This is a genomic window from Crossiella sp. CA-258035 (assembly GCF_030064675.1).
Taxonomy (GTDB): Bacteria; Actinomycetota; Actinomycetes; order Mycobacteriales; family Pseudonocardiaceae; genus Crossiella.
Genome location: NZ_CP116413.1, coordinates 6,546,904 through 6,564,428, shown reverse-complemented (window position 1 = coordinate 6,564,428; position 17,525 = coordinate 6,546,904). Strand labels below are relative to the sequence as shown.

Below are 17,525 nucleotides of genomic sequence, written 5' to 3'. Positions count from 1 at the left end.
CGCCCTGCCGCTCCGCCTCATCCGCCGTGCCGCTCCGCCTCGCCTGCCGTGCCGCTCCGCCTCGCCTGCCGTGCCGCTCCGCCTCGCCCGCCCTGCTGCGCGCCTCGCCGCCCGCCCTGCTGCTTCGCCCGCCGACTCGCCCCGCCCTGCTCTGTCTGCCCGTCCCGCCCCACCCGGCGCGGCGCGCCTGCCCTCCTGCTCGGCCAGCCACACCCGGCCCTTGCCCTCCACCTCACCCGGTCTGCCCCGCCACCCCGAACCCGGCGAGCACCGGCCGGATCAGCCGCGCGGCCTGCGCGCGCAGTTCCGCCACCGGCCGCCCGTGCAAGCCCAGCGCCCCGTCGATCCCCGGCTCGAACGGAGCCAGCGCCAGATGCGGCAGCAACACCAGGAACAGCGCGAGCAACGCGTCCAGATCCGCCCCGGCGTGCAGCGTGCCGTGCTCCCGGGCGCGCGCGAAGTGCGGCAGCAGCGCCTCCCGGTAGCGCTGGTGCACCGGCCCGAGCACCACCGCGCGGATCGCCGGGTCCAGCTCCAGGTTGATCGCCGCGACCATCCCGCGATCGGCGGGATGATCGGCGAAGTAGGACATCCACGCCTGCGCCGCGTCCAGCACCGACTCGGCGAACCCGGCCCCGGGGTCGAGCCGGTCCAGCCACGGGTCCAGCGCCGCCCGCACCCGCAGCGCGGTGTGCTCGGTGACGTGCAGGAAGAAGTCGAACTTGTCCGTGAAGTACTGGAACAGCGAACCCTTGGCGACCCCGGCCTCTTGGGCGATCACGTTGAGGCTGCCGCCGGAGTAGCCGTGCCTGCCGAACTCCGCGACGGCGGCGGCCAGCACCCGGTCCCGGCGCGGTCCCGGCAGGTTCGTCCACGTCTGAGTGGGCACTGCGGCCTCCGTTGAGCGGTATTGCGCTGGCCCCCGGGCACCGAGAATGCTGCCATGACCACCCGGTCACAACCTCAGGGGGATGATCATGCAGCGGGTCTGTGTCATCGGCGCGGGTTCATCAGGGATCGCCGCGGCCCAGGTGCTCCAGGCGCGGGGGATCGAGTTCACCTGTTTCGAGACCGGCTCGCGGGTGGGCGGGAACTGGCGCTACGACAACGACAACGGCATGTCCTCGGCCTACCGGTCGCTGCACATCAACACCTCCCGGCAGCAGATGGAGTACGCGAGCTTCCCGATGCCGGCCACCCTGCCCGACTACCCCAGCCACACCCAGATCGCGGCCTACTTCGACTCCTTCGTCGAACACTTCGGCCTGCACCGCCACATCCGCTTCCAGACCGAGGTGACCAACGTCCGCCCCGAGCCCGGCGGCGGCTACCAGGTCACCACCCGGTCCACAGTGGACGGATCAGAGCAGACCGAGCGCTTCCGCGCCGTCCTGGTCGCCAACGGCCACCACTGGGACCCCCGCTGGCCCGAACCCGCCTTCCCCGGCGCCGACACCTTCTCCGGCGCCCAGTTGCACGCCCACCACTACCGCACCCCCGACGTCCTGGTGGGAAAACGGGTGCTGGTACTGGGTTTCGGCAACTCGGCCTGCGACATCGCGGTGGAGAGCTCCCGCGTCGTCGACCGCACCCTGCTGGCCTTCCGCCGCGGTGAGTACGTGCTGCCCAAGTACTTCTTCGGCCGCCCCACCGACACCCTGAGCAGCCCCTTCCTGACCCGAACCCTGCCGATGTTCGCCCGCCGCCTGCTGCTGGGCGCCTTCCTGCGCCTGAAGATCGGCAAGATGTCGGACTACGGCCTGCCCGACCCCCAGCACAAACTCTTCGCCGCCCATCCCACCGTCTCCGAGGACCTGCTCAGCCGCCTGGGCCACGGCGACATCCAGATCCGCCCCAACATCGCCAGGTTCGAGGGCGACACGGTCCACTTCACCAACGGCACCAGCGAACCAGTCGACCTGGTCATCTACTGCACCGGCTACCGGATCACCTTCCCCTTCCTGGGCGAGGACATCATCAAGCCCGTCGACAACCACATCGACCTGTACCGCCGAATCGCCTCGGTGGACCACCCCGGCCTCTACTTCATCGGCCTCATCCAACCCCTGGGCGCCGTCATGCCCCTGGCCGAAGCCCAGGCCTCGTGGATCGCCGACCTCCTGGACGGCACCACCACCCTGCCGAGCCAGGACACCATGCGCCGCAGCATCGCCGATTACCAACGCGCCCAACGCAAGCGCTACGTTGCCTCCAAACGCCACACCATCCAGGTCGACTTCCACCCCTACCTCCACGAACTGACCCAAGACCGCCGCACCCGCCACCGCCAACCCCACCCCTGACCCAGCCCACCGCCGCTCCGCGCCGAGGCCCAGCCCGCTGTTCGCTGATAGCTGAAAGGGCCGCGGAACTTCACCCGCTGATCGTTTCGTTCCGCAGAGAGAAGCGGTGCGCGTGGCGGGGAGACGCACGGTGCCCGGAAGGCGCACCGGCAACAGCCACCACACGACAGTCGAGAGGCCAGCGCCACCCCGGCCCGAGCGCGACCCCGGCAATCCGTCGACCGTCGCCGGCAAGCCGCCAGCCACTGCCCGGCGCTGAGACGCCGCCCGGGGCTGGGACGCGGCCCGGCGCTGGGACGCGGCCGGGGCTGGGCGCGGCCCGGCGGTCAGACCCGGCCCGACGGTGAGCCGCCGCCTGCCGGTGTGGCACCGCCCGGCGGCGTGCCGTCCGCAGCCGGTGCCCGCCGCAGGTCGCCGCCTGGGACCTGACGCCTGGCACCTGACGCCCGACGTCTGGCACCCGACGACCGACGCCTGGTGCCGTGATCCGATGCCCTCGACCATGGCACGTCGCAGCCACCCCGCACCTGTCGGGGCCCGCTGCTCGCCGCCCGTCGCCGCCGCTGCGGCACCGCCGGTCGCTCGAGGCAACGCCGCAGCTCGCCCCGCGTCTGGCGGGTGGGTGCGCTGGCGGGGCAGGGTTGGTTGTTGCAACCACTATGGGTGGAGTACTATGGTTGCAGTGGTTGGGGGTGAGGGTCGCTCCCATGGATGGACTGGGGAGACAATAGATGCGCAAGTTGACTTACTTCGTGGCGGCGACCCTGGATGGCTTCATCGCCGAGGTTGGCGGGGGCGACCCGACGGCTGCTGGTCACTTCCTGATGGAGGGTGACCACATGGAGTACCTGTTCCAGAACTACGGGGACACCTTGCCGTACATGGCGCGGGACGCGCTGGGGATCGCGGGTGAGCTGACCCGGTTCGACACCGTGCTGGAGGGGCGCAAGTCCTACGAGAGCGGTGTGGCGCAAGGGGTTCCGGATGCCTACCTGCACCTCAAGCACTACGTGTTCTCCTCCACGCTGACCGAGGCCGCGCCGACGGTGGAGCTGGTTCGCGGGGACGCGCTGGCCAAGGTCAAGGAGCTCAAGCAGCAGGACGGGCTGGGGATCTACCTGGTCGGCGGGGGTGCGCTCGCCGCGGAGCTGCTGCCGGAGATCGACGAGGTCTTCGTGAAGCAGCACCCGACCGTGATGGGCAAGGGGATCCCGATGTTCAACGGTGGGTTCAGCCCGGACCGGTTCGAGCTGGCCGATCTGAAGCGGTTCGACAGCGGGGTGCTCTTCCTCAGCTATCAGCGGCGCGGGTGAGTAGCCGGGGGCAGGGAGTTTCCGCTTCCTGCCCCCGTTTTCGTCGGGCCGGTCTCGCCGCGGTCGCTAGTCCTTGAGGAGCAGGCGGATCGTGAGCTCCAGGCGGGTTGCCACGTCGGTGGCTGATGCCCGCCGGGTCACCCAGGCGACCAGGTTCGACAGCCAGACGTCGCCGATGACGCGGGCGATCGCCTTGCGTTCGGTGTCCGGTTCGCCGCCCATCGCAGTGACGAACATGCGTTCCATCAACAGGCCCACCGAGTCGACCTCGGCCGCGGCGCTGGCGTCAGCGAACATGAACGCCCGGGTCATCGCCTCGGTGAACAGCGGGTCGCGTTGCAGGCTGCGGGTGGTGCGGCGCAGCACGAACAGCACGCGGTCGTAGGCGGTGTCGCCGGGGATGGCGGCGCGCTCGATCTTCTGGTTGGCTCGTTCCAGTTCCCTGGCCAGCGCGGTGACCAGCAGGTGCACCTTGGACGGGAAGTAGCGGTAGAGGGTGCCCAGCGCCACGTCGGCGCGCTCGGCCACCGCGCGCATCTGCACCGCGTCGTAGCCGCCCTTGGAGGCGAGCGCGATGGTCGCGTCGATGATCCGCCTGCGCCGGTCGCGCTGGGCCGCCGAGCCCAGCTCCTCCTCGGCGAGACCGGTCAGTGCCTCGGCCCCGCCCGCGCGCGCCTTGGGCGTAGTCGTCATGGACTTAGGCTAACATCACGACAAAGGCGAAACTTGTTCCAGTTCTGCGGGTTGAGCCTACCCGTTGTCTCGGTGAACTCCCAGTGTGCGCTGGCCCGTTCGGGTCTGGTTGTTGGTGCGTCCGAGTGGAGGGTGGCGTCTCGCGCTGCCGTGCGGCAAAGTGAAACACGTTCTACATCTTCGGTCTGGCTGGAGGTGTCGTGTCGATCGCGGTCACCGTGGAGCAGCAGGCGTTGCGCGAGTCCGTGCTCGCCTACGGCCGGGACGGTCACGCCATCGCGGCAGTGCGCGCGCAGGAGAACGGCGACCCGGCCTGGCGCCGGCTGTGGCCCGGACTGGTCGACCTGGGACTGTTCGGCATCGCCGTGCCCGAGGAGCTCGGTGGCGCGGGCGGCACGGTGGTGGACCTGGCCGTCGCCTTGGAAGCCGCCGCCGAGGCCCTGATGCCGGGGCCGGTGCTGCCGACCGCGCTGGCCGGGCTGGTGCTCGCCGACCAGCCGAGTATCCGGGAACTGCTGCCCGCCGTCGCATGTGGACTGTCCGCCGCAGTCGCCCTGACACCGGGAACGCTGACCGCGCAACGGGATTCCGCCGGACGGCTGCTGGTCACCGGCGTGACCGGGCCGGTGCTGGGAGCGGTCGAGGACGCCGCGCTGCTGTTGCCGGTCGGCGGGGAGACCGGCTGGATCCTGCTGACGCCGGGAGAAGCCGGGGTGCGCCCGTTGCCGGCCACGGACTTCTCGCGGGACCTGGCCGAGGTCGAGGTGGTGGCCGTGATCCCCGCCGACCGGGTGCTGCCGGACCTGACCACGGAGACGGTGCTGGACCGGGCCGCGGTGCTGGCCTCGGCGGAGGCGGCCGGGATAGCTCGGCAGTGCGTATATATCGCGACGCGATATGCCCGCGAACGCGTGCAGTTCGGGCGGCCGATCGGCTCGTTCCAGGCGGTGAAGCACCTGTGCGCGGAGATGCTGTGCCGGTCCGAACGGGCGGCCGCGGTGGCCTGGGACGCGGCGCGGGCGGTGGAGGAGGCGTCACCCGCGATGTCGTTGTCGGCGGCGGCCGCGGCGGCGGTCGCGCTGGACGCGGCGGTGGCCAACGCGAAGGACTGTGTGCAGGTGCTCGGCGGGATCGGGTTCACCTGGGAGCACGACGCGCATCTGTACCTGCGACGGGCGTTTGCCTTGCGGCAGTTGCTGAGCGGGGTGCGGTGGCGGGAGCGGGCCGCGGTGCTGGCGGGGCGGGGGACTCGGCGGCGGTTGCAGGTGGAGTTGGGGGAGGGCGAGGGGTGGGAGTCGGGGGTGGGCGGGGATGGCGGCTCGGCGGGGGTAGGGGCGTGCGGTGCGAACGGGCGGAAGGGGTTGGGGGGCGGGAGCGGGCAGACGGTGGTCGGTGGGGATGGCCGGGCTGGCGGCGATGACGGAGTGGGAGGTGCCGGCGGAGACGACCAGGTGGCGGCTGCTGGAACCGGAGCTGGGGCGGCTGCGGGTGATGACGGCGTTGGGGCAGTGGGGCTTCGGGAGGGGGTGCGGCGGGAGGTTGAGCGGATCGCCGGGCTGTGTGAGGGGGAGCGGCGGGCGGCGTTGGTGGCGGCGGGGTTGTTCGCCCCGCATTGGCCGCGGCCGTATGGGCTGGGGCTGGGGGCGTTGGGGCAGTTGGTGGTGGAGGAGGAGTTGACTCGGGCTGGCGTGGCTCGGGCGGATCTGGTGATCGGGGGGTGGGCGGCGCCGACGTTGTTGCGGCATGGGACTGAGGAGCAGCGGCGGCGGTTCGTGGGGGCGACGTTGCGCGGTGAGGTGGTGTGGTGCCAGCTGTTCAGCGAGCCGGGGGCTGGGTCGGATCTCGCTTCGTTGCGGACTCGGGCGGTGCGGACCGACGGTGGGTGGCTGTTGTCCGGGCAGAAGGTGTGGACCTCGTTGGCGGATCGGGCGGATCGGGGGATTTGCTTGGCGCGGACCGATCCTGAGGCGCCGCGGCATCGGGGGTTGACGTACTTCCTGGTGAATATGCAGTCGGACGGTATATCCGTGCGGCCGTTACGTGAGATCACCGGAGATGCTCGGTTTGCCGAGGTGTTCCTGGACGAGGTGTTCGTCGCGGACGCCGATGTTGTTGGGGAGCCGGGGGATGGGTGGCGGTTGGCTCGCGGGACCTTGGCCGATGAGCGGGTGGCGATGAGCCGGGGGTCGGCGTTGGGGGAGCCGGTGGAGGAGGTGCTGGCCGCCGCGGGGGAGGCCGGGTTGCTGGCGGACCCGGTGGTGGCGGAGCGGGTTGGCGAACTGGTGGTGGATGGGCTGGCGTTGTCGTTGCTGGATCTTCGGGCTACTCAGCGGGCGGTGGCCGGGGGCGGGGTGGGGGCGGAGTCCGGGGTGCGGAAGTTGGTGGGGGTGCGGCACCGGCAGGACGTCGCGGAGGTGGCGGCCGAGTTGTTGGGGGAGCAGGCTTTGGTGGGGGAGTCGGGGGAGGTGCACCGGTATTTGCTGAGCCGGTGTTTGAGCATTGCCGGGGGGACGACGCAGATCTTGCTGACGTTGGTGGGGGAGCGGGTGCTGGGGTTGCCTCGGGACGGGGAGGGGAAGGGGCGGTGAACTTCGAGCTGGGTGAGGCGCAGGTTGCCGTGAGGGAGCTCGCCGCGAAGCTGGTGGGGGCGGACGACGGCGCGGGGCGGGTTGGGTCGGAGGGCGTCGCGGGGCGGGCGGGGGCGAAGGACAGCGTGGGGTCGGCGGATGGCGCGGGGCGGTCGGGGCCGGAGGACGGCGCGGGATCGGCGGGGCTCGGGAACGGCGCGCGGCAAGCGGGATCGAAGGAAGGCGCGGGGCAGGCGGGAACGGGGGATCGCGCGGGACAGGTGGGGTCGGAGGGCAGCGGGGGCGGGCAGGAGCGACGGATCGCGCGGGTCGAGCGGAGCTGGAGGATGGCGCGGGGCGGACGGGGTCGGACAGCGGCACCGGGCGGGTGGGCCCGGAAGATGGCTCGGGGTGGGGCGGGTTGTGGCGGCGGCTGGGGGAAGCCGAGTTGTTGTCGTTGGCGGTGCCGGAGCGGTTGGGTGGGTCCGGGCTGGGGGTGTTGGAGACCGCCGCGCTGCTGACTGAGCTTGGGCGGGGCGGGGTGGTGTCGCCGGGGTTGGCGCACTTGGCGTTGGGGGTGTTGCCGGTGGCTCGATTGGGGACCGGGGCACAGCAGGATCAGCTGTTGGCCGGTGGGGGTTTGACGGCGGCTGTGGGGCGGACGGATGTGGAGTGGGGGGCGCGTGGACTGACCGGGGTGGCGGTGGGGGTGCCGTTCGCGGAGTGGGCTCGGTGGGTGCTTGTTGTTGTCTCCCTTGCGGGTGGGGGCGTGGGGTGGCGGTGGTGGACCCTCGGGGGCGGGGGTTGAGCTGGTGTCGACGCCGACCTCGTCGGGGGCGGCGGAGTGCACGGTTCGGTTGGCTGGGGCGGAACCTGTTGGGCTGCTGGGGGATGACGGCAGTGGGCGGGTGGCGGAGGAGTTGTGGCAGTGCGCGGTGGTGGGGGCCTGTGCGTTCGGTGAGGGGTTGCTGGCTGGGGCGTTGGGGTTGACGGTGGCGCATGTGGGGCAGCGACGGCAGTTCGGGCGGGTGCTGGCGGAGTTCCAGGCGGTGGCGATGCAGGTCGCGGATGTGCGGATCGCGGCGCGGACGGTGGAGCTGGTGACCAGGGCGGCCTGCTGGAAGTTGGGGGAGGGGCTGGCGGCGCGGGCGGATGTCGCGGTTGCCGGGTACTGGGTGGGGGAGGGGCTGCCCGGGGCGTTGGAGACCTGTCATCACCTGCATGGCGGGCTGGGGCTGGATGTCGGCTATCCGTTGCACCGGTTTTCGGCGCTGGGGCGGGATTTGGTGCGGTTCCTGGGGGCGTTGCGTGCGTACTGAGCTGAGTGCGGCGCAGCGGGCGCTGCGGGATGAGCTGCGGGAGTACTTCGCGGGGCTGGTCACAGTCGCGGAGCGGGAGGTGATGCGGACCGAGCGGCACGGGCCGGTGTACCGGGACATCGTGCGGCGGCTCGGGCGGGACGGCTGGCTGGGGGTGGGGTGGCCGGTCGAGTACGGGGGGCGTGGGTTTGGGCAGGTGGAGCAGCAGATCTTCGTCAACGAGGCGGCGCGGGCGGATGTGCCGTTGCCGGGGGTGACGTTGCAGACGGTGGGGCCGACGTTGCAGGCGTTGGGGACCGCGGCGCAGAAGGAGTTCTTCCTGCCGCGGATTCTGGCCGGGGAGCTGCACTTCGCCATCGGGTACACCGAGCCGGAGGCGGGGACCGACCTCGCCGCGTTGCGGACCAGCGCGGTGCGGGACGGGGACGAGTACGTGGTCAACGGGCAGAAGGTGTTCACCACCGGGGCGCACGACGCCGACTACATCTGGCTGGCCTGTCGCACCGATCCCGCCGCGCCGCGGCACAAGGGGATCTCGATCCTCATCGTGGACACCAGGGATCCCGGGTTCAGCTGGACGCCGATCATCACCTGCGACGGGGCGCACCACGTCAACGCCACCTACTACACCGACGTGCGGGTGCCGGTGGGCATGCGGGTCGGGGCGGAGCACGCCGGGTGGCGGCTGATCACCATGCAGCTCAACCACGAGCGGGTCATGCTCGGGCCGGCCGGGCGGGTGGCCGCGCTGCTGGACCGGTTCGACGAGTGGGCCTCGGCGCACGGGTTGTCCGGGAACGCGGATGTACAGCGTGACCTGGTATACGCGCGGGCGGGTATGCGGGTCAACGAGCTGTTGAACTGGCAGGTCGCCTCGGCTGAGGGGGCGGTGGACGTGGCGGATGCCTCGATCACCAAGGTGTTCTCCTCCGAACTGGTGCTTCGGGTCGGGCGGATCGTGCTCGAGCTGGTCGGGCGGTACGGGGACCCGGCGGAACCGGACACCGCGGAACTGTTGCGCTGGCTCGATCTCCAGGCGAAACGGAACCTGGTGCTGACCTTCGGCGGCGGGGTCAACGAGATCCAGCGGGAGCTGATCGTCACCGCCGGACTCGGGCTGCCACGGCCGCCACGGTGAGAGGAGCAGGATGACGTCCACTGTGGACAGCGAAGAAGCGGTGCGGGCGGCGGCCGAGCGGATCGCCGCCACCGGGGTGAGCGGGCTGCGCTTCGGCCGGGACCCGGTGAACGAGCCGATGATCCGGAGCTGGACCGAGGCCCTCGGCGACACCGACCCGCGCTACCCCGAACTGGCGCCACCGGCGATGGCACAGGTGTGGACCATGATGGGACTGCACGGGGAACGGGACCCGGCCGACCCGTTCGGGCAGATCCTGGAGGTGCTGGACGAGGCGGGCTATCCGTCGATCGTGGCCACCAACTGCGAGCAGACCTACCACCGCTACCTCAAGCCGGGCGAGACCCTGGCTGTCACCACCCGCCTTGATCAGGTCACTGGGCCGAAGCGGACCGCGCTCGGTGAGGGCTGGTTCGTCACCGTGCACAACACCTGGTACTCCGGGGCCGAAGCGGTCGCCGAGATGCTGTTCCGGGTCTACAAGTACCGGCCCGCACCGCCACCGTCACCGGCCGGAATCCCGCCGCTGGTCAGCAGGGACACCGAGTTCTTCTGGGCGGGCACCGCCCTCGGCGAGCTGCGGATCCAGCGGTGCGGGGCCTGTGGTGAGCTGCGGCACCCACCGGGGCCGATGTGCCCGCGCTGCCACGAGCTCCGGCCCGAGCACGTGGTGGTGAGCGGGCTCGGCACGGTGTACAGCTTCGTCGTGCACCACCACCCCGCGGTTCCCGGGCACACCGGGCCGTTCGTCATCGCGCTGGTGGAACTGGCCGAGGGACCGCGGATGGTCAGCGAGCTGCTGGATGTCGAACCCAGCGAAGTCCACATCGGACAGTCGGTCCGGGTGGAGTTCCAACGGCGGGGCGAGTTCAGCATCCCGGCCTGGCGGGCGGTGCGGGCATGATCGCCACCGGTGTGGAGCTGCCCGAGCTGGCCATCGAGGTCACCCCGACGTTCATCATCAGCACCGCCATCGCCACCCGCGACTACCAGGACGTGCACCACGACCGGGACGCGGCGATCCGGCGCGGCTCCCCGGACATCTTCCTCAACATCCTCACCACCACCGGGCTGGTGCAGCGGTTCGTCACCGACTGGGGCGGGCCGGGGGTGTGGGTGCGCGGGGTGCACATCCGGCTGGGCGTGCCCTGCTACGCCTACGACACGCTCACCTTCCGCGGCCGGGTGCGGGAGGGCTTCGGCGACAACGGGTTCGTGGTGTCGGTGGTCGGCAGCTGCAAGCTCGGTGACCACGTCACCGGCACGGTCCGCATCGAGCTGGGAGGCACGCCATGAGCCCGCTGTCCGGGGCCGCGGCCATCGCCGGGATCGGGGCCACCGAGTTCTCCAAGGACTCCGGCCGCAGCGAGCTGCGCCTGGCCGTGGAGTCGATCCAGGCCGCGCTCGCCGACGCCGGACTGGATGTGTCCGATGTGGACGGTCTGGTGACCTTCACCATGGACGGCAACGCCGAGATCGCGGTGGCCAGGGAGCTGGGCCTGTCCGAGCTGAGGTTCTTCAGTCGGATCAACTACGGCGGCGGCGCGGCCTGCGCCACCGTGCAGCAGGCCGCGATGGCGGTGGCCACCGGGATCGCCGAGGTCGTGGTGGTGTACCGGGCCTTCAACGAGCGCTCAGGCACCCGGTTCGGGCTGGCGCACGCCGCGGCCGCGCAACAACCCAACACCAACGGCGTGGACAACAGCTGGCACTACCCGATGGGCCTGGCCACCCCGGCCGCGATGGTCGCCATGTTCGCCCGCCGCTACCTGCACGAGTACGGCGCGAGCACCGAGGACTTCGGCCGGGTCGCGGTCGCCATGCGCAGGCACGCCGCGACCAACCCGAACGCCTGGTTCCACCGGCGGCCGATCACCCTGGCCGACCACCAGGACTCCCGGTGGATCGCCGAACCGTTGCGGCTGCTGGACTGCTGCCAGGAAAGCGACGGTGGCGTGGCACTGGTGGTCACCAGCGCCACGCGGGCGCGAGACCTGCGGCAGCGGCCCGCGGTGATCAGCGCCGCGGCCCAGGGCAGCGGGCCGGACCAGTTCGTGATGACCAGCTACTACCGGGACGGGCTGGCCGGGCTGCCGGAGATGCGGGTGGTCGGCGAACAGCTGTGGCGGCAGGCCGGGATCGGACCGGCCGATGTCCAGGTCGCGGTGCTCTACGACCACTTCACCCCGTTCGTGCTCGTCCAGCTGGAGGAGCTCGGGTTCTGCGAACCCGGTGAGGCGCGGCACTTCCTGGCCGACGGCGGCATCGAGATCGACGGGCGGCTGCCGGTCAACCCGCACGGTGGACAGCTCGGCGAGGCCTACCTGCACGGCATGAACGGGATCACCGAGGCGGTCCGGCAGCTGCGCGGCACCGCGGCCAACCAGGTGTCCACAGTGGACAACGTGCTGGTCACCGCGGGCACCGGGGTGCCGACCAGCGCGCTGGTGCTCACCGGCTGAACTCCGCGGCGTGCGCGCGGGCCCACTCGGCCAGCGACCGCGCCGGGTGGCCGGTGATCCGCTGCACCACGTCGGTCGGCTGCTCCGGGTCGCTGACCTGGCGCGCCATGTGGTCCAGTATGCCGTCAGCGTGCTCGGGGGACCAGGTGGCGAGCAGCCGTTCGCGGAACTCCGCGCGCGGGACCTCCTGGTAGCGCCAGGTTTCGCCGAAGGTATCGCCGAGGATGCGGGCGCGGTCGGCGTGGGTCAGCGCGACCGGCCCGGTGACGTAGTGGGCGCGGCCGGTGTGCCCGCCGTCCAGCAGCACCCTGGCCGCGACCTCGGCCACGTCGCGCTCGTCGACCAGGGTGCGGGCGGCCAGCGCGTACGGGCCGTGCACCACGCCGGTGGCGCGCAGTTCCTCCGCCCAGGCCAGGGTGATCGAGGCCGGCATGCTCATCCGCAGCGCCGTCCAGTCCGGGGTGGCCGCGCGCAGCAGCAGTTCCAGGGTGCTGTGGAAGGAGGTCGGCGGCTCGTCGTCGCGGACCGCGTGCGTGGACAGCAGCACGATCCGGCGGCCAGGACCGGCCAGCGCGGAGACCACCTCCGCCGCGGTGTCCGCGTACGGGAACACCGCGTGCACCCGGTCGTACGGCCAGTCCAGGAACACCGCGGTCCGGTCGGCGGCCGCCGCGCGCAGCCGGTCGGGGCTGGTCAGCTCCACCCGGCGCACCGGCGCGTCCGCCTCGGCGAGCAGTCGCTCGACCAGGCCGCCGATCCCGTCCGCGTTTCCCACCACCAGGAAGCTCATGGCCTGAACGGTAGGAGTTCCAGCTTGGTGGAGGTCAAGCGGCCAGCGCGGTGAGCGAGCCGGTGAGCACCGGCGCCTCCGCGCGGTCGGGTGCGGTGGTCACGAACACCCAGTCCACTGGCGACCGCCAGAGCCGGGTGCGCACCGGCTCGCCGGGGTAGAGCACGCCGGTGAACCGGGCGCTGAAGCTGACCAGGCGGTCCGGGTCGCCGTCCAGCGCACTGTCCACAACGGACTTGGCGACCATGCCGTAGGTGCACAGGCCGTGCAGGATCGGGCTCGGGAACCCGGCCTCCGCGGCGAAGGCCGGGTCGGCGTGCAATGGGTTGCGGTCGCCGCAGAGCCGGTACAGCAGGGCCTGCTGGGGCAGGGTCGGGGTGTCCAGCACCGCGTCAGGGTCGCCGGAGGGGGCGGTGAAGCGGCTGGACGGGCCGCGGTCGCCGCCGAAGCCGCCGGCGCCGCGGGCGAAGATGCTGGAGCGGGTGGTGAACAGCGGGTCGTCGTCGATGTCCACAGTGGACTCCTGCACGATCACCGCGGACTCGCCCTTGTCGTAGACCGCGGCGATCCGGGTCACCAGCCGGGCGGTGCCCGCGACCGGGATGGGGCGGCGCAGGCTGATCGACTGCTCACCGTGCAGCACCTGGCCCAGGTCCAGGTCAACCCCGGGGTAGGACACCGTGGGCGGGGCGGTCATCCGCAGCGTGGGGGCGACCACGCCGAAGGTGGGCAGCACCCGCAGGCCGGGTTCGTAGGCGTAGCGGAGCTCGGTCGCGCCGAGGGCCAGGTGGTACAGCAGCACGTCGGACTCGGTCCAGGAGAACTCCACCGGTGGCAGCTCGGCGCCGATCGCGCGGTCGGGGTCGATGGGCATGGCGCTCCCGTCACTGGTAGCTGATCCGGACCGAGTCGGCGGCGGGCAGGGCCTGGCAGGCCAGGATGATCCCCTCGGCCAGGTCGTCCTCGTCCAGCACCTCGTTGTGCGCCAGCGTCACCTTGCCGTCCACCAGGCGGCAGGCGCAGGCGCTGCACGCGCCCTCACGGCAGGAGTAGGGAGCGGCCAGGCCGTGGTCGAGCAGCACATCGAGGAGCTTGCGTTGCCGCGGCCAGGGCAGGGTGTGCTGTTCACCGTCCAGGTCGACCTCGACCACGGCGGCGTCCACATCCGCCTCGGGCGCCGCGGCGAACGGGTTGTCGGACAGGGACAGGAAGACCTCGCGGTGGATCCGGTCCTCAGGAATATCCACAGTGGACAGCGCCTCGGCGACGGCGGCCATGAACGGGCCGGGGCCGCACAGGAACACCCTCCTTGCCGACAGCGGGGCGGCGAAGGCGCGTAGTGCGGGAACGGTGGGCAGGCCCTGCACGGACTCCAGCCAGTGCACCACCTGGAGCCGGTCCGGGTGGGCCGCGCACAGCGCGCGCAGCTCGGCGGCGAATATCACCGAGTGCTCGTCCCGGTTGGCGTAGAACAAGGTCAGGCGGCCGGAACCGGTGGCCAGCACCGCCTTGACGATCGCGATGACCGGGGTGATCCCGCTGCCCCCGGCGAACAGCAGCAGATCATCGTCGAGCGAGTCCGGGGTGAACACGCCGGCCGGTGGCAGCACGTCCAGCTCGGTGCCCGCGGACACCCGGTCGCAGAGCCAGTTCGAGCCGTAGCCGTCGGCCACCCGCTTCACCGTGACCGTCAGCGGCTCGCCGGGGCCGTTGCACAGCGAGTAGCTGCGCGCGATCTCCCCGCGCTCACCGGGAATCCGCAGCGTCAGGAACTGTCCCGGCCGGTGGCGGAAGCGATCGGCGAGCTCCGGCGGCAGCTCGAACACCAGGGACCGGGCGTCCGCGGTCTCCTCGACCACCGCGGCCACCCGCAGCCGGTGGAAGCGGTCAGCCATCGCCCACCGCCAGCCTGCCCTCGGCCACCGCCGCCGCGATCCCGGCCCGCAACCTGGGACAGCCGACGACCTGGGCGCTCGGCCGGTCGCTGCTGGTCAGCTCCGGGCAGGCCGAGGTGGCGGTGGTCCACTGCACGCTGGTGTGCTCGGGGCTGTTCTTCTTCACCAGCACCACGGTGGCGCAGCCGGGACAGGTGAACGGGCGTAGCCCGCCGGAGAGGTAGTCCGCGCGGTCACCGCCCATCGCCGTCCCGCCGGGCCAGGTTCTGCTCCACCTCGCGCTGCCAGGCGGCCACCGCGCGGCTGGTGTCGACCTCGAACTCGAAGCGCCGCACCATGTCCTCGGTGACCTCCTCGGCGTCCACGTAGAACTGGTCGTACCAGCGGCGCAGCTGGTACACCGGGCCGTCTTCCTCGCACAGCAGCGGGTTGTCGATGCGCGCCTTGTTCCTCCAGATCTCCACGTCCTGCAGGAAGCCGACGCCGATGCCGCGGGTGAACTTCCCGGCGATCTTGTCCGCGTGCTCGTCGGTCAGGCCGGGCAGCTTCTTCACGATCGCACCCCATTGCAGCACAAAGGAGTTGGCGCTGACCGGGTAGTGGCAGTTGATCAGCACCGTCTCGATCACGGTGCCCTTGTAGTCGTTGGCCAGGTGGTTGATCATGTAGGACGGGCCGTAGTAGGAAGCCTCGGACTTGACCTCGACGTCGCCGGTGTAGTTGGACACCGCGGCCACGTCCGGGCGGCCGCGGGTGGTCAGGTACTGGCTGGCGATGTGGCCCTCGAAGACGTTCTTGAAGTAGGTGGGGAAGGCGAAGTGCACGTAGAAGAAGTGCGCCATGTCCACCACGTTGTCCATGATCTCCCGGCAGTTCGAGCCGTCGATGCGCACCGAGTCCCAGGTCCAGTTGCTCCACTCGCCGCTGAAGGCGCCCTCGATCCGCGGGATCACCACGTGCTCCGGCGGCGGCTTGCCCTGCGGGTCGTGCCAGACGAAGAGCTGCTTGTTCTCCTCAAGGGTCAGCCAGGACCGCGTTCGCGCGCGCAGCGGAACCCTTTTGGCGTAAGGGATCTCCACGCAGCGGCCGGTGCCGGACCAGCGCCAGTCGTGGAACGGGCAGGCGATGTTCGCGCCCTTCACCGTGCCCTGGCTGAGGTCCCCGCCCATGTGCCGGCAGTAGGCGTCCAGCACGTGCAGCCGGTCGTCCTCGCCCTGGAAGACCACCAGCTTGGTGCCGAAGGCTTCCACCGCATGGGGTTTGCCGTCGCGGAAGGTAGCGGCCAGGCCGAGGCAGTGCCAGCCGCGGGCGAACCGGGTCGGCGGCGCGCCGGACTCGATCAACCGCACCTCGTCGGATGCAGCGGTCATCAGCTTCCTCCTGCCTTGGTCCGTGCCGCGTCCAGCGCGGCCAGGTAGCCGAAGGTCATCGCCGGGCCGATGGTCGCGCCGGCCCCGGCGTAGGTGCGGCCCATCACCGCGGCACTGGTGTTCCCGGCCGCGTACAGGCCGGGGATCGCCGAGCCGTCGGCGCGCAGCACCCTGGCGTGCTCGTCGGTGCGCAACCCGCCCTTGGTGCCCAGATCGCCTGGCACCACCCGGATCGCGAAGAACGGTCCCTTGTCCACTGGTCCCAGGCACGGGTTGGGGCGTTGCCGGGGATCGCCGTAGTAGCGGTCGTAGGCCGACTCGCCACGGTGGAAGTCCTCGTCCTCGCCGTTGCGGACGAACCCGTTGAACCTGTCCACAGTGGACTTCAACGCCTCGGCTGGCACCTCGATCTGGGCGGCGAGGGCTTCGAGGTTGTCCGCCTTGCGCACCACGCCGAGCTTGAGCCAGCGCCCCGGGAACGGTTGGCGCGGCGGGAGTCCGGCGAACAGGTAGCGGTTGCGGTAGCGCTGGTCGCAGATCAACCAGGTGGGCAGGTTGTCCGCATACATGGCGTGCACCGCGTCCACGTACGGCGCGGCCTCGTTGACGAAGCGCCGCCCGGCCCCGTTGACCAGCAGGCAGCCGGGCAGGGTGCGCTCGGCGAGGCAGAAGTACGGGCCGCCGCCCAACGGGATCGACGGCCCCCACCACGCCTCGTCCATCAGCTCCACCGCCGCGCCCAGCCCGCGCGCCGCCTCGATGCCGTCGCCGGTGTTGCCCTCCGCGCCCACGGTCCACTCCGCGCAGCTGGGCTGCCGGTGGTGCGCCTTGCGCAGCTCGTCGTTGCGCTCGAAACCACCGCAGGCCAACAGCACCCCGCACCGGGCGGTGATGATCTGCTCCCCCTGCTCGCCGTCGACCTTGATCCCGATGACCCGGCCCTCCTCGACGACCAGCGAGCGCAGTGGCGTGTTCAGCCACACCGGCACCCCCGCCTGGACCAGTCCGGAGCGCAGGCAGGCGGCCAGCGCCTGCCCCATGGCCAGCACGGGTTCCCGGCGCAGCAGCACATCACGCAGCTTGCGCGCGCCGACCCTGGCCGCCCGCAGCAGCCCGCGCGGATGCCGCAGCACCAGGTTCAGCCAGCGGTAGTCCGCGGCGGTCACGGTCAGCCCGAACTGCGCGGACAGGTACGGCGGCTCCAGGTCCTCGACCTCACCGCCGAGGGAGTTCGCGCTGACCGGGCGCGGTTCCACCGTTCGGCCGCCGGGCAGTCCGCCGGGCGCCTCGGGGTAGTAGTCCGCGTAGCCGGGCACCCAGGTCAGGCGCAGCGGTGTGGTGGCCAGCACCAGGTCGAGCATGTCCGGGCCGGACGTCAGCAGCGCCCGCCAGCGGGCCTCGGGCACGGTGTCGCCGAGCAGGTGCGCCAGGTAGGCCGCCGCCGAACCCTCGGGCTCGGCCACCCCGGCCGCGCGCAGCACGGAGTTGCCGGGCAGCCAGATCGCGCCACCGGAGCGGGCGGTGGAACCGCCGTAGCGCGCGGACTTCTCCACCACCAGCGCGGTCAGCCCGTTGTCGGCCGCGGTCAGCGCGGCGGTCAGGCCCGCGGCCCCGCTGCCCACCACGACGAGGTCGACCTCCATGACCACCTCCCTCGAACATCAGACTGAAACAG

Annotated in this window: 17 protein-coding genes; 9 read left to right on the top strand and 8 right to left on the bottom strand. The window is 71.5% G+C overall.

Going from position 1 to position 17,525, the window contains the following annotated elements; all coding sequences use genetic code 11:
- Positions 1–232: 232 nt before the first annotated feature.
- Entirely contained in the window at positions 233–889 is a 657-nt protein-coding gene (locus tag N8J89_RS29485; RefSeq protein ID WP_283660261.1) for a TetR/AcrR family transcriptional regulator, read from the bottom strand.
- Positions 890–971: 82 nt separating this feature from the next.
- Between N8J89_RS29485 and N8J89_RS29480 the strand changes: the two genes are divergently transcribed.
- Both N8J89_RS29480 and N8J89_RS29475 read left to right on the top strand, forming a co-directional pair.
- Positions 972–2,303, top strand: a complete 1,332-nt coding sequence (locus N8J89_RS29480) for a flavin-containing monooxygenase (protein WP_283660260.1) — start codon at positions 972–974, stop codon at positions 2,301–2,303.
- Between the two features lie 731 nt (positions 2,304–3,034).
- Positions 3,035–3,616, top strand: coding sequence for a dihydrofolate reductase family protein (locus N8J89_RS29475; RefSeq protein ID WP_283660259.1), 582 nt, complete (start codon positions 3,035–3,037; stop codon positions 3,614–3,616).
- A 66-nt stretch (positions 3,617–3,682) separates the two neighbouring features.
- Here N8J89_RS29475 and kstR read toward each other — a convergent pair whose 3' ends face one another.
- On the bottom strand, positions 3,683–4,309 hold the full coding sequence (gene kstR / locus N8J89_RS29470) for a cholesterol catabolism transcriptional regulator KstR (protein ID WP_283660258.1): 627 nt from the start codon (positions 4,307–4,309) through the stop codon (positions 3,683–3,685).
- A gap of 200 nt (positions 4,310–4,509) precedes the next feature.
- Here kstR and N8J89_RS29465 point away from each other — a divergent pair, with 200 nt between their 5' ends.
- The 7 genes from N8J89_RS29465 to N8J89_RS29440 all read left to right on the top strand — a co-directional run bounded on the left by N8J89_RS29465 (position 4,510) and on the right by N8J89_RS29440 (position 11,795).
- Positions 4,510–6,897, top strand: coding sequence for an acyl-CoA dehydrogenase family protein (locus tag N8J89_RS29465; RefSeq protein ID WP_283660257.1), 2,388 nt, complete (start codon positions 4,510–4,512; stop codon positions 6,895–6,897).
- Between the two features lie 367 nt (positions 6,898–7,264).
- A complete protein-coding gene (locus N8J89_RS42025; protein ID WP_502868345.1) occupies positions 7,265–7,684 on the top strand; it encodes an acyl-CoA dehydrogenase family protein in 420 nt (139 codons plus the stop codon).
- Positions 7,685–7,784: 100 nt separating this feature from the next.
- Complete coding sequence (locus N8J89_RS29460) at positions 7,785–8,195, top strand: acyl-CoA dehydrogenase family protein (protein WP_283660256.1); 411 nt, start codon at positions 7,785–7,787, stop codon at positions 8,193–8,195.
- On the top strand, positions 8,185–9,333 hold the full coding sequence (locus N8J89_RS29455) for an acyl-CoA dehydrogenase family protein (protein WP_283660255.1): 1,149 nt from the start codon (positions 8,185–8,187) through the stop codon (positions 9,331–9,333). Before N8J89_RS29460 ends, N8J89_RS29455 begins: the two co-directional genes overlap by 11 nt.
- 10 nt (positions 9,334–9,343) lie before the next feature.
- The gene (locus tag N8J89_RS29450) at positions 9,344–10,237 is read left to right on the top strand and encodes a bifunctional MaoC family dehydratase N-terminal/OB-fold nucleic acid binding domain-containing protein (protein WP_283660254.1); all 894 of its coding nucleotides are present in this window, start codon (positions 9,344–9,346) and stop codon (positions 10,235–10,237) included.
- The gene (locus N8J89_RS29445; protein WP_283660253.1) at positions 10,234–10,629 is read left to right on the top strand and encodes a MaoC family dehydratase; all 396 of its coding nucleotides are present in this window, start codon (positions 10,234–10,236) and stop codon (positions 10,627–10,629) included. Before N8J89_RS29450 ends, N8J89_RS29445 begins: the two co-directional genes overlap by 4 nt.
- On the top strand, positions 10,626–11,795 hold the full coding sequence (locus N8J89_RS29440; protein ID WP_283660252.1) for a lipid-transfer protein: 1,170 nt from the start codon (positions 10,626–10,628) through the stop codon (positions 11,793–11,795). The genes N8J89_RS29445 and N8J89_RS29440 overlap by 4 nt, the downstream gene beginning before the upstream one ends.
- Here N8J89_RS29440 and N8J89_RS29435 read toward each other — a convergent pair.
- Genes N8J89_RS29435 through kstD form a run of 6 tightly spaced genes read right to left on the bottom strand, consistent with a single transcriptional unit; the run spans position 11,785 to position 17,493 of the window.
- The gene (locus tag N8J89_RS29435) at positions 11,785–12,585 is read right to left on the bottom strand and encodes a Rossmann-fold NAD(P)-binding domain-containing protein (RefSeq protein WP_283660251.1); all 801 of its coding nucleotides are present in this window, start codon (positions 12,583–12,585) and stop codon (positions 11,785–11,787) included. The genes N8J89_RS29440 and N8J89_RS29435 overlap by 11 nt on opposite strands.
- Positions 12,586–12,619: 34 nt before the next feature.
- Positions 12,620–13,459, bottom strand: coding sequence for an enoyl-CoA hydratase ChsH3 (gene chsH3 / locus N8J89_RS29430; RefSeq protein ID WP_283660250.1), 840 nt, complete (start codon positions 13,457–13,459; stop codon positions 12,620–12,622).
- 10 nt (positions 13,460–13,469) lie between these two features.
- Complete coding sequence (locus N8J89_RS29425; protein ID WP_283660249.1) at positions 13,470–14,480, bottom strand: ferredoxin--NADP reductase; 1,011 nt, start codon at positions 14,478–14,480, stop codon at positions 13,470–13,472.
- Positions 14,473–14,724, bottom strand: a complete 252-nt coding sequence (locus tag N8J89_RS29420) for a hypothetical protein (protein WP_283660248.1) — start codon at positions 14,722–14,724, stop codon at positions 14,473–14,475. The genes N8J89_RS29425 and N8J89_RS29420 overlap by 8 nt, the downstream gene beginning before the upstream one ends.
- On the bottom strand, positions 14,714–15,850 hold the full coding sequence (locus N8J89_RS29415) for a 3-ketosteroid-9-alpha-monooxygenase, oxygenase component (protein WP_283660247.1): 1,137 nt from the start codon (positions 15,848–15,850) through the stop codon (positions 14,714–14,716). Before N8J89_RS29415 ends, N8J89_RS29420 begins: the two co-directional genes overlap by 11 nt.
- Positions 15,850–17,493 (bottom strand): 3-oxosteroid 1-dehydrogenase, encoded by a 1,644-nt coding sequence (gene kstD / locus N8J89_RS29410; protein ID WP_283660246.1) that lies wholly within the window; start codon positions 17,491–17,493, stop codon positions 15,850–15,852. The genes N8J89_RS29415 and kstD overlap by 1 nt, the downstream gene beginning before the upstream one ends.
- Positions 17,494–17,525: the final 32 nt, after the last annotated feature.

Coding starts and splice junctions, on each gene's coding strand:
- N8J89_RS29415 (WP_283660247.1), bottom strand. CDS start 15,850: ATGACCGCTGCATCCGACGAGGTGCGGTTGATCGAGTCCGGCGCGCCG.
- chsH3 (WP_283660250.1), bottom strand. CDS start 13,459: ATGCCCATCGACCCCGACCGCGCGATCGGCGCCGAGCTGCCACCGGTG.
- kstD (WP_283660246.1), bottom strand. CDS start 17,493: ATGGAGGTCGACCTCGTCGTGGTGGGCAGCGGGGCCGCGGGCCTGACC.
- N8J89_RS29475 (WP_283660259.1), top strand. CDS start 3,035: ATGCGCAAGTTGACTTACTTCGTGGCGGCGACCCTGGATGGCTTCATC.
- N8J89_RS29480 (WP_283660260.1), top strand. CDS start 972: ATGATCATGCAGCGGGTCTGTGTCATCGGCGCGGGTTCATCAGGGATC.
- kstR (WP_283660258.1), bottom strand. CDS start 4,309: ATGACGACTACGCCCAAGGCGCGCGCGGGCGGGGCCGAGGCACTGACC.
- N8J89_RS29450 (WP_283660254.1), top strand. CDS start 9,344: ATGACGTCCACTGTGGACAGCGAAGAAGCGGTGCGGGCGGCGGCCGAG.
- N8J89_RS29445 (WP_283660253.1), top strand. CDS start 10,234: ATGATCGCCACCGGTGTGGAGCTGCCCGAGCTGGCCATCGAGGTCACC.
- N8J89_RS29440 (WP_283660252.1), top strand. CDS start 10,626: ATGAGCCCGCTGTCCGGGGCCGCGGCCATCGCCGGGATCGGGGCCACC.
- N8J89_RS29420 (WP_283660248.1), bottom strand. CDS start 14,724: ATGGGCGGTGACCGCGCGGACTACCTCTCCGGCGGGCTACGCCCGTTC.
- N8J89_RS29435 (WP_283660251.1), bottom strand. CDS start 12,585: ATGAGCTTCCTGGTGGTGGGAAACGCGGACGGGATCGGCGGCCTGGTC.
- N8J89_RS29425 (WP_283660249.1), bottom strand. CDS start 14,480: ATGGCTGACCGCTTCCACCGGCTGCGGGTGGCCGCGGTGGTCGAGGAG.